This window comes from Lentzea albidocapillata subsp. violacea (assembly GCF_900100275.1).
In the GTDB taxonomy this organism is placed as follows: Bacteria; Actinomycetota; Actinomycetes; order Mycobacteriales; family Pseudonocardiaceae; genus Lentzea; species Lentzea violacea.
Genome location: NZ_FNET01000007.1, coordinates 183,636 through 196,790, shown reverse-complemented (window position 1 = coordinate 196,790; position 13,155 = coordinate 183,636). Strand labels below are relative to the sequence as shown.

At 68.7% G+C, this 13,155-nt stretch carries 16 protein-coding genes; 10 read left to right on the top strand and 6 right to left on the bottom strand.

What is annotated here, in order from left to right; all coding sequences use genetic code 11:
• The 3 genes from BLR21_RS18150 to BLR21_RS18140 are packed head-to-tail and all read right to left on the bottom strand — an operon-like array spanning position 1 to position 2,468.
• Positions 1 to 759, bottom strand: coding sequence for an amino acid ABC transporter ATP-binding protein (locus BLR21_RS18150; RefSeq protein WP_143027755.1), 759 nt, complete (start codon positions 757 to 759; stop codon positions 1 to 3).
• Complete coding sequence (locus tag BLR21_RS18145) at positions 746 to 1,576, bottom strand: amino acid ABC transporter permease (protein WP_090006997.1); 831 nt, start codon at positions 1,574 to 1,576, stop codon at positions 746 to 748. Before BLR21_RS18145 ends, BLR21_RS18150 begins: the two co-directional genes overlap by 14 nt.
• A complete protein-coding gene (locus BLR21_RS18140; protein WP_090006996.1) occupies positions 1,566 to 2,468 on the bottom strand; it encodes an ABC transporter substrate-binding protein in 903 nt (300 codons plus the stop codon). The genes BLR21_RS18145 and BLR21_RS18140 overlap by 11 nt, the downstream gene beginning before the upstream one ends.
• A 134-nt stretch (positions 2,469 to 2,602) precedes the next feature.
• Here BLR21_RS18140 and trxA point away from each other — a divergent pair, with 134 nt between their 5' ends.
• The 7 genes from trxA (at position 2,603) to BLR21_RS18105 (ending at position 6,297) form a co-directional block, all read left to right on the top strand.
• On the top strand, positions 2,603 to 2,983 hold the full coding sequence (trxA, locus tag BLR21_RS18135; protein WP_090006995.1) for a thioredoxin: 381 nt from the start codon (positions 2,603 to 2,605) through the stop codon (positions 2,981 to 2,983).
• A gap of 33 nt (positions 2,984 to 3,016) precedes the next feature.
• Entirely contained in the window at positions 3,017 to 3,406 is a 390-nt protein-coding gene (locus tag BLR21_RS18130; RefSeq protein ID WP_090007138.1) for a phage holin family protein, read from the top strand.
• Positions 3,403 to 3,723: a DUF3618 domain-containing protein gene (locus tag BLR21_RS18125; RefSeq protein WP_090006994.1), complete on the top strand. Its 321-nt coding sequence runs from the start codon at positions 3,403 to 3,405 to the stop codon at positions 3,721 to 3,723. The genes BLR21_RS18130 and BLR21_RS18125 overlap by 4 nt, the downstream gene beginning before the upstream one ends.
• A complete protein-coding gene (locus tag BLR21_RS18120; RefSeq protein WP_030476400.1) occupies positions 3,720 to 3,989 on the top strand; it encodes a DUF4235 domain-containing protein in 270 nt (89 codons plus the stop codon). Before BLR21_RS18125 ends, BLR21_RS18120 begins: the two co-directional genes overlap by 4 nt.
• An 89-nt stretch (positions 3,990 to 4,078) precedes the next feature.
• On the top strand, positions 4,079 to 4,597 hold the full coding sequence (locus BLR21_RS18115; RefSeq protein ID WP_030476399.1) for a VOC family protein: 519 nt from the start codon (positions 4,079 to 4,081) through the stop codon (positions 4,595 to 4,597).
• 12 nt (positions 4,598 to 4,609) lie between these two features.
• Complete coding sequence (locus BLR21_RS18110) at positions 4,610 to 5,698, top strand: S-(hydroxymethyl)mycothiol dehydrogenase (RefSeq protein ID WP_090006993.1); 1,089 nt, start codon at positions 4,610 to 4,612, stop codon at positions 5,696 to 5,698.
• Positions 5,698 to 6,297 (top strand): MBL fold metallo-hydrolase, encoded by a 600-nt coding sequence (locus BLR21_RS18105; protein ID WP_090006992.1) that lies wholly within the window; start codon positions 5,698 to 5,700, stop codon positions 6,295 to 6,297. The genes BLR21_RS18110 and BLR21_RS18105 overlap by 1 nt, the downstream gene beginning before the upstream one ends.
• A 4-nt stretch (positions 6,298 to 6,301) precedes the next feature.
• Here BLR21_RS18105 and BLR21_RS18100 read toward each other — a convergent pair whose 3' ends face one another.
• Positions 6,302 to 7,060, bottom strand: coding sequence for an enoyl-CoA hydratase/isomerase family protein (locus BLR21_RS18100; RefSeq protein ID WP_090006991.1), 759 nt, complete (start codon positions 7,058 to 7,060; stop codon positions 6,302 to 6,304).
• A 56-nt stretch (positions 7,061 to 7,116) separates the two neighbouring features.
• Between BLR21_RS18100 and BLR21_RS18095 the strand changes: the two genes are divergently transcribed.
• Together BLR21_RS18095 and BLR21_RS18090 are read left to right on the top strand one after the other, a co-directional pair.
• Positions 7,117 to 8,085, top strand: coding sequence for a DUF2332 family protein (locus BLR21_RS18095; RefSeq protein ID WP_176929682.1), 969 nt, complete (start codon positions 7,117 to 7,119; stop codon positions 8,083 to 8,085).
• Positions 8,086 to 8,468: 383 nt separating this feature from the next.
• A complete protein-coding gene (locus BLR21_RS18090) occupies positions 8,469 to 9,689 on the top strand; it encodes a hypothetical protein (RefSeq protein ID WP_090006990.1) in 1,221 nt (406 codons plus the stop codon).
• Between the two features lie 84 nt (positions 9,690 to 9,773).
• On the opposite strand, the gene BLR21_RS18085 is transcribed toward BLR21_RS18090, so the two are convergent.
• Positions 9,774 to 10,592, bottom strand: coding sequence for an esterase/lipase family protein (locus BLR21_RS18085; protein ID WP_030476393.1), 819 nt, complete (start codon positions 10,590 to 10,592; stop codon positions 9,774 to 9,776).
• A gap of 221 nt (positions 10,593 to 10,813) precedes the next feature.
• On the opposite strand from BLR21_RS18085, the gene BLR21_RS18080 reads away from it, so the two are divergent.
• Positions 10,814 to 12,211: a WS/DGAT/MGAT family O-acyltransferase gene (locus tag BLR21_RS18080; protein WP_256334758.1), complete on the top strand. Its 1,398-nt coding sequence runs from the start codon at positions 10,814 to 10,816 to the stop codon at positions 12,209 to 12,211.
• 28 nt (positions 12,212 to 12,239) lie between these two features.
• Here the strand turns inward: BLR21_RS18080 and BLR21_RS18075 are convergent, their stop codons facing one another.
• Positions 12,240 to 13,154, bottom strand: a complete 915-nt coding sequence (locus BLR21_RS18075; protein ID WP_090006988.1) for an alpha/beta fold hydrolase — start codon at positions 13,152 to 13,154, stop codon at positions 12,240 to 12,242.
• Between the last annotated feature and the right edge of the window lies 1 nt (position 13,155).

Genomic DNA, 13,155 nt, shown 5'->3' with positions numbered 1-13,155 from the left:
TCAGAGCACCTTTGCGAGGAACTGTTGCGTGCGCGGCTGCTGCGGATTGTCCAGCACGTCGGACGGTGTGCCGGACTCCACCACCGCGCCGTCGACGAGGAACACCACGCGGTCGGCGACCGAGCGGGCGAAGCCGATCTCGTGGGTGACCACGATCATCGTCATGCCGTCGCGGGCCAGCGAGGTCATCACGTCGAGCACCTCGCCGACCAGCTCCGGGTCCAACGCGGACGTGGGCTCGTCGAACAGCATCAGCTTGGGCTTCATCGCCAGAGCGCGCGCGATCGCAACACGTTGCTGCTGACCACCGGAGAGCTGCCCGGGGTAGGCCGAGGCCTTCTCGGCCAGTCCCACCCTTTCCAGCAGCGCCAGCGCCTCCGCGCGCACCTCGGCCCGGCCGCGTCCGAGCACCTGGACCGGGCCCTCCATGATGTTCTCCAGCGCCGTGCGGTGCGGGAACAGGTTGAACCGCTGGAACACCATGCCGACGTCGCGCCGCTGGTGGGCGGCGTCGCGTTCGCGCAGCTCGTAGAGCTTGCCGCCCGCGGCACGGAAGCCGACGGGCACGCCGTCGACCCAGATGCGACCGGCGTCGATGGTCTCCAGGTGGTTCACGCAGCGCAGGAACGTCGACTTGCCGGCGCCGGACGGACCGAGCAGGCAGACGACCTCACCGCGCTCGACCTCCAGGTCGATGCCCTTCAACACCTCGGTGTGGCCGAACGACTTGCGGACCCCAATCGCCTCAACGAGGGCCATAAGCACGCTCCAGGTAGTGCTGCCCGATCGACGCGACGGACACCATCACGAGGTACCAGGCCGCGGCGGCGAACAGGGTTTCCATGATCTCCAGGTTGCGCGACGAGATGTTGTTGGCGGCGTGGATGAGCTCCAGGAAGGCGATCACCGACGCCATCGAGGTGCCCTTGATCATGTTGATGAAGTTGTTGCCCGTCGGCGGGATGATCACACGCATCGCCTGGGGCAGCACGACCCGGCGCAGTGTCGTCAACGGTGTCATGCCGATCGACTTGGCCGCCTCGGTCTGCCCCTCGTCGACGCTGCTCAGGCCGGCGCGGACGATCTCGGCCATGTACGCGCTCTCGTTCAGGCCGAGTCCGAGCAGCGCCGCGACGAACGCGGTCATGACCACGTTGGTGGGCACCGAGAACAGCATCGGGATGCTGATCTCCTGGAACACCAGCGCGAGGTTGAACCAGATCAGGATCTGCAGCAGCACCGGCAGGCCGCGGAACAGCCAGATGTAGCCGACCGCGAACCACCGCGCGACGGGGTTCGCCGACAGCCTCATCAGCGCGACGACCACGCCGAGGACGATCGCGCCGCCCTGCGCGGCGAGGGCGAGCACGATGGTGTTGAGCAGGCCTTCGAGCATCACGGGGTGCGTGAAGAACCCCGGCACGTGCTCCCACTGGATCTGGGCCTCGGACATCGACCAGCCCAGACCCGCGATGACCAGCAGGATCAGCGCGCCGCTGAACCACCGCCAGGGGTGGCGCAGCGGCACGACGACCAGTTCCTCACGGACGTCGTTCACGGCGGTGTCACTTGCCATTGATGGTGGCCTTCGTGATCGCACCCTGCTTGATGTCCCAGGTGGTGACGATCTTGTCGTAGGTACCGTCGTCGATCAGCGACTGCAGCGCGCCCTTGATCGCCTCGGACAGCTTGGCGTTCTTCTTCGCGACGCCGATGCCGTACGGGCCGCCGTTGATCGGCGCGAGCGGCACGACCTCGAAGTACTGGCCATCGCCGGCGGTCTTCGCGACGTAGACGGCGGTCGGCAGGTCGTTGAGGATCGCGGCGACGCGGCCGGTGCGCAGCTGGTTCTGGTTGCCCGTGTCGCTGTCGGTGACGCTGAGCGTGACCTCAGGCTTGCCCGCGGCCAGGCACTTCTGGCTCTGCTCCTTGCCGAACTGCTCCTGCGAGCTGCCCAGGTTCACCGCGATGCCCTTGCCGCACAGGTCGTCGACCGACTTGACGCCCTGCGGGTTGCCCTTCTGCACCATGATCGTGATGCCGGAGGTGAAGTAGTCGACGAAGTCGATCTTCTGCTGGCGCTCGGCGGTGTCGTTCATAGCGGCCATCGTCACGTCGACGCGCCCGGTCTCGAGGCTCGTGATCAGCGAGCTGAACGCCATGTCGCTGTGCTCGGCCTTGAGCCCCAGCCTGGCGGCGATCGCCTTGATCAGGTCGACCTCGGACCCCATCGGGGTCTTGCCGTCCTGGTCGTAGAAGTTGTTCGGCGGGTTCTGGATGTTCGACCCGACCTTCAACGTGCCGGCCGAGGCGATCTCGGGCGGCAGCAGCGCGGCGAGCGCGTCGTCCTTCCTGACCGAGGACAGGTCGGACGACGGCGGAGTGGACGTCTGAGTGGACTCAGGCGTGGACCCGCAGGCAGCGAGCCCCAGTACGAGCAGCGAGGTCACGAGCAGGCGCGGCTTCATGGCGGGGACCGTACAACGTCGAGTTGAAGACGTCCACAAAAAGTTGAAATCCGGCGTGACCGGGGGCACGCGGGGAATTCCATCGGGGCCTGCTCCGTTGGACGGGGTGCCCACACCGAACTAGGAGGACCAACATGGCGACGGTCGAGCTGACCAAGGAGAACTTCGACGAGGTGGTCGGTGACTCCGACGGCTCCGGCATCGTCCTGGTCGACTTCTGGGCCGAGTGGTGCGGTCCGTGCCGCGCGTTCGGACCGACCTACGAGGCCGCGTCGGACAAGAACGAGGACATCGTGTTCGGCAAGGTCGACACGGAGGCGCAGCAGGAGCTCGCGGCCACGTTCGGCATCCGGTCGATCCCGACGTTGATGATCGTGCGCGAAGGTGTGGTGCTGTTCTCGCAGCCGGGCGCACTGCCCGCCCCCGCGCTGAACGACCTGATCCAGCAGGCGCGCGACGTGAACATGGAAGAGGTCCACGCGAAGGTCGCGGAGGCCCAGGCACAGCAGAGCTGATTGGTCCACCACACCTGTGGGTACCTGACGTGCATGAACACCGACACGTCGACCGCACAGCTGGTGCACCAGCTGTCCGAGCAGGTGAGCAGGCTCGCGCGCGATGAGATCCGTCTCGCCGTCGCGGAGCTGAAGGACAAGGGCAAGCACGCCGGTGTCGGCGCCGGGATGTTCGGCGCGGCCGGCGTGTTCGCGTGGTGGGGCGGGCTCAGCGTCGTCGCGGGCCTGATCCTGCTGCTGGCACTCGTAGTACCGCCGTGGGCGGCCGCGTTGATCGTCGCGGCCGCCCTTCTGCTGTTCGCGGGCATCTTCGCGCTCGTGGGCAAGGCCCAGGTCAAGCAGGCCGCTCCGCCGGTACCGAGGCAGGCGATGGACAACGTCCAGCGGGACGTCGCGACGATCAAGGAGAGTGCGCACCGATGACCGAACCCAAGGACCAGCTGCAGCGCGACGTCGAACGCACCCGGCGTGAGCTGGGCGAGACGGTGGAAGCGTTGGCGCACAAGGCAGACGTGCCCGGACGCGTGAAGGAGCAGGCGCACGAGACGGCCGGGCGGGTCAGGGAACAGGCGCACGAGACGGCCGTGAGGATGACCGCCGCGACCGACCAGGCGATCGGCTCGCTGCCCGAGCCCGTCGCCGAGCAGGTCGAGAAGGCGCGCCGGCATCCCGGTGCCCTCGCGGCCGCGCTGGTCGCACTGATCGTCGCGATCTGGGCGATCTCGAGGAGGAACCGATGAAGCTGCTGTACCGCCCGCTGGGAATGCTGTTCGGTGCGCTCGGAGGCTTCCTCGCCACCGCGATCTTCGGTCAGATCTGGAAGCTCGTGGCGGGCGACAAGGAAGCGCCCAGCGCCACCATGCGCAACCGCGCCTGGACCGAGGTGCTGATGGCCGCGGCCATCCAGGGCGCCATCTTCGGCCTGGTCAAGGCCGCCATCGACCGCGGTGGCGCCAAGGGCTTCCAGAAGCTCACCGGCGAATGGCCCGGCGACGAGGAAGACTGACAGAGCCGATCCGGACGCCCGGCCCGTGCGCGGGCCGGGCATCGGCGTCCACACCTGCGAACGTTTGAATCCTCAACTACTCTGACCCCATGCCACAGCCAGAGGGTGAAGAGCTCGCCGCCATCCGCGCCAAGCGCGACGAGCTGCGCGAGCAGTACGTGAAGCCACTCGCCGAGCGGGGCGGGTCGCCGACGCGCGGGGTTCACCACATCGCGTTGATCTGCAAGGACGTCGAGGAGACCATCCGGTTCTACCAGGAGTTCCTCGGCTTCCCGCTGGTCGAGCTGGTGGAGAACCGCGACTACAACGGCTCCAGCCACTTCTTCTTCGACCTCGGCGCGAAGAACCTGCTGGGGTTCTTCGACTTCCCGGGCCACGACCACCCGGCGTTCTCCGAGACGATCGGTGCCGTTCAGCACCTGGCCCTCTCGACCTCCCCCGAGCGGTTCGACGAGATCAGGTCCAAGCTGGACGAGGCCGGGATGGAGTACCTGGGCCCCGACCGCGGCGTCGAGGACAGCCTGTACATCCGCGACCCCAACGGTGTAGGGATTGAGTTCTACCGGGAAGAACTCGGCGAGTTCGAAGGCACGACACTGATCAACTAGGACGGAGTCGCAGTGGCGCAAGAGGTCAAGGGCATCATCGCCCGGGGCAAGGGACAACCGGTCGAGCTGACCTCGGTGCTGGTACCCGATCCCGGTCCCGGCGAGGCAGTGGTGAAGATCCAGGCGTGCGGTGTCTGCCACACCGACCTGCACTACCGCGAGGGCGGCATCAACGACGACTTCCCGTTCCTGCTGGGCCACGAGGCCGCGGGTGTCGTGGAGTCGGTCGGTTCCGGCGTCACGGACCTGGAGCCCGGCGACTTCGTCGTGCTGAACTGGCGCGCGGTCTGCGGCACGTGCCGCGCCTGCCGCCGAGGCAAGCCCTGGTACTGCTTCTCGACCTTCAACGCGTCGCAGCCGATGACCTTGGTGGACGGCACCAAGCTCTCGCCCGCACTGGGCATCGGCGCGTTCGCGGAGAAGACGCTCGTCCACTCCGGACAGTGCACAAAGGTCGACCCGTCCGCCCGTGCCGCGGCCGTGGGCCTGCTGGGCTGCGGTGTCATGGCCGGCGTCGGTGCCGCGATGAACACCGGTGGCGTCGGCCGCGGCGACTCGGTGGCCGTGATCGGCTGCGGCGGTGTCGGTGACGGCGCCATCGCGGGCGCCCGCCTCGCCGGTGCCGCGAAGATCATCGCCGTCGACACGGACCCGCGGAAGCTGGAGTGGGCCAAGGGATTCGGCGCCACGCACACCATCAACGCCCGCGAGGTCGACGACGTCGTCACGGCGATCCAGGACCTGACGGACTCGTTCGGCGCGGACGTCGTGATCGACGCGGTCGGCCGCCCGGAGACGTGGAAGCAGGCGTTCTACGCGCGCGACCTCGCCGGAACCGTTGTCCTGGTGGGTGTTCCGACGCCGGACATGCGGCTCGAGATGCCGCTGATCGACTTCTTCTCGCGCGGCGGCTCGCTCAAGTCCTCGTGGTACGGCGACTGCCTGCCGACGCGCGACTTCCCGATGCTCGTGGACCTGTACCAGCAGGGCCGCTTCGACCTGGACGCGTTCGTCAGCGAGGAGATCCCGCTGGACGGCGTCGAGGGCGCGTTCGAGAAGATGCACCACGGCGACGTGCTGCGATCGGTCGTGGTGTTCTGATGCCGCTGCGCGTAGACCACACGGTCACCTCCGGCACCTTCTCGCTGGACGGCGAGACCTTCGACGTCGACAACAACGTCTGGGTCGTCGGCGACTCCTCGGAGTGCGTCGTCATCGACGCGCCGCACGACGTGGACGCGATCCTGAAGGCCGTCGACGGCCGTCGTGTCGTGGCGATCCTCCTGACCCACGCGCACGACGACCACGTCCGCGTCGCACCGGACCTGGCCCACGCGACGGGCGCGCCGATGGCGTTGCACCAGGCCGACCACGTGGTGTGGAACCTGACGCACACCGGCGTGATCCCGCACCAGTCGCTGGAAGACGGCCAGGTGCTCACCGTCGCCGGCGAGGAGATCCACGTGCTGCACACGCCAGGGCACTCCCCTGGTGCCGTGTGCTTCTACGTGCCGTCACTGGGCGCGGTGTTCACCGGCGACACGCTGTTCCAGGGCGGGCCGGGCGCGACGGGCCGGTCGTTCTCGGACCGGCCGACGATCGAGGCGTCGATCCGGGAGAAGCTGCTGACGCTGCCCGGGGACACCGTGGTGCACACGGGCCACGGCGCCGACACCACGATCGCCGCCGAGGTGTTCTGACAGCTCAGAAGCGCGGAGGCCGTTTCTCCAGGAACGCCGTCACGCCCTCGGCGTAGTCGGCGCTGGAGGCGGCCTCCGCGTACAGCGCGCGCACGAAGTCGTCCTCGTGCCCGCCGTCGGTGATCGAGTTGACGATCTTCTTGGCGCCGCGGACCGAGACCTGCGCGCGGCCGGCGATCTGTTCGGAAAGCTCCTTCACGCGGGCGTCCAGGGAGTCCACGACCTCGTTCACGAGACCGATCCGCAGCGCCGTCGCGGCGTCGATCAGGTCGGCCGAGAACAGGATCTGCTTCGCCCACGCCGGCCCCACCGCGTCCACCAGCGCCTTGGTGGAGGTGAAGTTGTAGACGATGCCGAGCTTCGCGGGCGTGATGCCGAACCGGGCGTCCGCGGCCGCCACCCGGATGTCGCAGGCGAGCGCGATCTCGCAGCCGCCGCCCACGCAGAACCCGGAGACCGCGGCGATCGTCGGTTTGTCCAGTTGTGCGATCGCACGTTCGCCGTTGTGGACAGCTTCGCCGTAGTGGGCAGCGCCCTCGGCACCCCGGCGCAGCGTCGAGAACTCGGCGATGTCGGCACCGGCGGAAAAGTGCTCCCCGCCCCGGATCACCAGCACGCGTACGCTCTCATCTGCGGAAACGCTGTCCAGGATGCCTGGCAGGGCCGACCACATCTCGTAGCTCATGGCGTTGCGCTTGGCCGGCCGGTCGATGGTCAACGTGGCGACCGGGCCGGCCGCGGACAGTTCCAGGAACTCGCTCACCCGCCGCACGATACCGACGTCCTTGTAAAGTCCCCTGGCCGGAGACGGGAGGAAACGTGACGGCGGCTGCGATCGGTGCTTCCACGCTGCGCACGCTCTCGGTGCGGTTGCGCACCAGCGCGCCGGTGTCCGCGCGCATCCTCTCCGAACTCGCGAGCGAGCTCGACAAGGGCGGGCCGGTGGCGGACCTGCTGTGTTCGCACAGCGCCGTGCACAGCCCGTTGTTCGGCGTCCAGGCGCTCGCGGGCGTGCGGCTGCTGATGCTGTCGGGGAAGGCCCCGGAGCTCAGCCAGCGGTTCACCAGCGCGCACGCGGCCGCGATGGCCGGCGAGTCCGACTCGACAGCGCTGCTGGCGTGGCTGGCGGCACGGCGCGCGATCGTGGAGAACGCGGGCGAGATCCTCGCGGCGCTCGACCGGACGGTGCAGCAGCACCAGCCGAAGACGGCCGCGTTCCTGCTGCGGGGCCTCACGATGATCGGCGCGCCGAAGGTCCGGCTGCTCGAACTCGGCGCCTGCGCCGGCCTCAACCTGATCCTCGACCACTACCGCTGGTTCGGCCTCGGCTGGGAGTGGGGCGACAAGGACTCGCCGGTGCGCCTGGCCGCCGTCGGCCCGCAGCCGCCGAACCTCGAGATCGTCGGCAGGGCCGGCTGCGACCTGCAGCCGCGCGACCCCGCCGACCCCAAGCACGCGATGATCCTGCACTCGTTCATCCCGCCGGAGCACGACGCGCTGCGGTGGGACCTCGACGACGCCATCGAGCTCGCCACCAAGGTCGGCGTGAAGGTCGCGCGCTCTCCCGCCGGGCGGTGGCTGCGGGAGAACCTCGTGCCGCCCGACGACCGCGGCACGTACACGGTGATCTGGCACAGCTCGTTCTGGGCGTACCTGACCGAGGACGAGCGCAACGAGATCGAGACGACGCTGACCGCGGCGGCCGGGTCGATGCCCCTCGCGCGGGTTGCCTACGAGTCGACGGATTTTCGCTCCAACCCCCGCCTGACGGTCACGATCTACAGCTAGCGGCGCGACCCCGTTACCTGCCGGTGACGGCTCATCCGTTCGCGCATCCCCTGTCCGAGGTGTCCTTCCCCCGTCAGGTGACCGCCGACATCGGCGCAGAAGCACCGGATGTCGCCCATTCAGCTAGCTGACGTCCGGCAGGTTTTCCGCCTTCGACCCCGGCTACTCCAAACGGCGCAACGAGGGCGTTCCGCCGAGGGGAGGTGCTTGAGCCCGGAACGCCGGCGTGACGGTAGGCGGCCAGTCCTGTTCCCCCGGCTCGAACGTCAACCCTGCGGCCCGGATGTCGGCGTGCTCCGGACCGTGGAGGGACGAGACGGCCATGAGCATGACGACCCGCCGTGGCTCCACGTTCGAGAAGTTGTCGTCAAGGAAGGAAGAACATGCGCAAGAACGTCAAAACCGGCCTCCTGGCCGCGGCTGTGGCCACTGGCCTCGTGCTGGCGGGACCGACCGCCAGCGCGAACACCAGCGCGTTCCACCCGTTCGGGATGGGCGGCAGTGAACATCAGATGGCCTGGGAGTGGTTCAGTCATCAGGCCGCGGCCTACGCCGCGGCCGGGCACGGCGGGGACTCCGGCGACGGTGGCGATGCCGGCAGCGCCAACACCGCCACGTCAGGCGAATCGGGCGACTCCGAGGAGTCCGGCGACACCGGCCACAACTCCGCATGGGTGATGTGCGTCCACTCCGACTGCGAGGTCGACGCGGACTCCGGCGACTCGGGTGACACGTCCACAGGCGACACCGGCCACGCCGCCAACAACAGCAGCACCAGCGGGGGCAACTCCGGCCACGGCGGCAACGGCGGCGACGCCGACGCCACCGCGGAGAACGCGGTCGCGACCACCTGGGACGAGGACGACGAACACGGGGACGAGGACAACAGCTCGGCCCACAGCGAGGACTCCACCCACGGCGGCGACACGGAGGCCACGGCCTCTGCCACGGCTGGACACGGCGGGGATTCCGGCGATGGCGGTGACGCCGGCAGCAGCAACACCGCGATCTCCGGCGACACCGGCGACTCGGGCGATTCCGGCGACACGGGCGACAACTCCGCATGGGTGATGTGCGTCCACTCCGACTGCGAGGCCGACGTGGACTCCGGCGACTCCGGCGACACGTCCACAGGCGACACCGGCAACGCCGCGAACAACAGCAGCACCAGCGGCGGCGACACCGGCGACGGTGGCAACGGCGGCGACGCCGACGCAGCAGCAGGAACCTCCACCGCGGTCGAGTGGGATGACGACGAGAACGCCGCGCACGGTGACAGCGAAGCCACTGCCAGCGCCACCGCGGGCAACGGCGGATCTTCCGGTGCGGGCGGCGACGCCAGCAGTGCCAACACCGCGATGACCGGCGACAGCGGCGACTCGGGCGACTCGGGCGACACCGGCGACAACTCCGCATGGGTGATGTGCGCCCACTCCATTTGCCTTACCAGCACCGATTCCGGCGACTCCGGCGACACGTCCACGGGCGACACCGGCAACGCGACCAACAACAGCAGCACCAACGGTGGCGACACCGGCCACGGCGGCAACGGCGGCGACGCCGACGCGATGGCCACGGACCTGAACGAGGGGGAGGACGACTGACCGCTGCCCGGTAGGGCGATCATCCGCTGAGCGGGTGGGATCGGGTTGCCGATTCCACCCGCTTTCCGGGTGCGGGAAAGAGGTCTAGGCCGCCCGCGGGTAGAGGCGGGCCATCCCCGGTGGCGCGGCGAAGGGCGCCCACGTGCCCTCCGCCTGTGCCAGCCGGTCCGCGACGACCCACAGCACGCTGGAGTTGAAGCCATATCCCAGATGTGAGGACGACACCTGGACGTTCTCCTTGCGCGGCCCCGGTTCCTCGACGCACGACTCCCACGAGACGATGCCGTCCGTCCTGGAGTAGATCGACGTGGCGGGCACCGGGATCGGCGGCCGCGTCGACTCCAGCGGCGGGAACTCGTCCTTCGGGATGTGCAGCCGGGAGAACAACGCGAACGCGGGCATCGCCCGTGACTGCACGGGATCACTCATGTTGTACGGCGAACCCATCGTGATCACCTGGCGGACGCGGTGCGGGTGGTCGCGTGCCATCTCGCGCGCGAAGATCCCGCCCAGCGACCAGCCGACGATGGAGATCGGCCCGCCGTGGGCGTCGGAAACCTTCTTCACCAAGGCGTGCATGCCGTCCACGGCCTTGCGCGTGGGCCCGATGTTGCGGCCCAGGCCCCACGGGTTCACCTGATAGCCCAGACCGGACAGGAAACGGCGCAGCATCACCGTGGACGAGTCGGCGGCTCCGAGGCCGGGGAAGACGAGCACCGGATGGCCGTCACCCGACGGCGCGCCACGCAACATCGACCGGGTGGCCACGAACTCGCTGACGTCGAGCGCGCAGCGGGTGGGCTCGGTGAGGTACCAGAACAAACCGGGCGCGGAGCCTCTGACGAGGTGGAGGGGCGAAGCGGCAGGCACTTCGAAGACTTCGTCCGAAGGTACGGCAGACATAGGAGCCTCCCCACACGTCGACAACCCCGAGCCGGCGCCCTGGGCGGCGTTGCCCAGTGAGTCCATGATGTTTCGTGAACGATCTTTTCGCCAGTACTTTCGAGTCTCGATTCGCCACCCACAGGTAACGCGTTGGCAACCTCACAGCTGTGCAGTGCCTCTCACCTGCATGGACGTCGATTGAGACGCTGGGTTCCTCTACTCTTTTTCGAGTGGATCGGATGAGCTCTCTGGACGCCAGCTTCTACTTCATCGAGGACGAGAACGTGCCCATGCACGTCGGTTCGGTCCTGGTTTTCGACGGGCCGGCCCCGTCCTACGGAGACGTGATCCGCCTCTTCCTGGCGCGCATGGACCAGGTTCCGCGCTACCGGCAGAAGGTGAAGGCGCTGCCGTTCCACGTCGGGCGTCCGGTCTGGGTCGACGACGACCACTTCAACATCCTCTACCACGTGCGCCACACCGCGGTGCCGTCGCCGGGCGGGGAGGACCAGCTGCGCAACCTCGCGGGCCGGATCTTCGCGCAGAAGCTCGACGACTCCAAGCCGATGTGGGAGGCCTGGCTGGTCGAGGGCCTCGAAGGCGGCCGCTGGGCGATCATCTCCAAGGTCCACCACTGCATGATCGACGGAGTGTCCGGTTCGGACATGCTGCAGCTCATCCTGGACTTCAGGCAGGAAAGCGTGCTGCCGGAGCCGAAGGAGTGGAAGCCGCAGCCGCAGCCCTCCACGCTCGACCTGGTGGTCGACGGCGTGCGTGACGCCATCGTGACGCCGGTGCAGCACCTGTCCGCGTTGCCCGCCGTCGCGCGGAACGTGCGTTCCTTCAGCGAGATCGTGGACTTCGGCAAGTCCGTTCTCGGTTCTCTTCCCGCTACGGCACGGCGTCTGGCCACGCGTGCGGCGACGTCCCTGAACGGTCCTATCGGGCCACACCGCCGCTGGGTGTGGGCCCGCGCGAACCTGGCCGAGATCAAACAGATCCGTACCGCGGCGGGTGGCACCGTCAACGACGTCATCCTGGCGGCGATCACGCGTGGTTTCCGGGATCTGCTGGAGAAGCGCGGCGAACTGACCGAGGGCATGGTCGTGCGGACCATGGTCCCGGTGTCGATGCGCAAGGCCGATCAGCACAACGAGCTGAACAACCGCGTCAGCGCCGTGCTCGTGAACCTGCCCGTGGGCGAGGCCGACCCGGTGAAGCGCCTCGCGTCGATCCGCGCGCAGATGGACGACCTGAAGAGCTCGCGCCAGGCCGCCGGTGCCGACGTCCTCACGAACCTGTCGAACTTCGCCGCGCCGACGTTGATGGCGCTGGGCTCGCGGACCGCGATGCGGTTCCCGCAGCAGATCCTGCAGACCGTCACCACCAACGTGCCCGGCCCGCGCATCCCGCTCTACATGCTCGGCCGACCGCTGGTCGAGATGTTCCCGTACGTGCCGGTCGCCTCGACGATTCGGATCACCGTCGGCATCTTCTCCTACCTCGACCGGTTCACGTTCGGCATCAACGCCGACTTCGACGGCGTGCCGGACGTCCAGCTGCTCGCGGACGGCATCCGCGCGGGCTTCGACGAGATGGTGGCGCTGGCCGCCGAGGCGGCGGAGAGGACGGTCTGAGACACGATCTCGGGCGGCTCACCCCGGGTCAGCTCGCGGGCGTGCTCAGGCGGTTGGCGTCCATCCAGTCCAGGACCCGCTCCGACACGACCTCGGGGATCTCCATCTGGGGCACGTGACCGACGTTCGCGTACTCGTCGTAGCGCCAGTGCGGGAACCGGCGCGCCACGGACCGGGCGGCGGCGACGTTGACCAGCCGGTCGCGGTCGCCGCTCATCAGGAACACCGGCACCCGGACCTTGGCCATCGCCGCGTAGTAGGCGCCGCGCTTCGACGTCGTGAAGACGACGCTGCGCGCGGCCGCGAGGAACGCCTTGTCCAGGCCCTCGACCTTGGCGCGCTCGCCGATCAGGTGCTCGCTGGCCTGCTTGAGCTCCTCGTGGATGCCCGACGGGTCCACGCAGACCAGCTCCAGCAGGCGTTCGACCTGCCGGCGCGCGGGAACAGTCCGCGACCTGGCCAGGAACCGCTCCCCCAGGCCCGGCACCGAGTACAGGAAGAACGTGCTGAGCATCGTCGGGTCCGGCCGGGTCCCGAACACCATCGGCAGCGCGGGATCGACCAGCACCAGGCCCCTGACCAGCTCGGGGTCGTAGGCGCTCTGGAAGAGCGAGATCAGCCCGCCCATCGAGTTGCCGGCCAGGATCACCGGCTCCCCCACGACCTCGCGCAGGAACCGCCCCAGGAGCCTCGTGTTGGCCTGGACCGTGGTCTGCCGCCCCTCGGGGTTGGTCAGACCGTGCCCGGCGAGGTCGACGGCCGAGACGCGGGCCCTGCGCGCGAGCAACGGCGCCAGCAGCACCCAGTTGAGGTGCGAGCCGCCGAGCCCGTGCACGAGCACGATGCGCGGACCGTCCGCCGGTCCGCCGAAGTCGACCCAGTGCACGGGCCCGCCGAGGTCCGCGTGGTGACTGATGCCGCCGAAGTTCGCCACAGTCGTCATA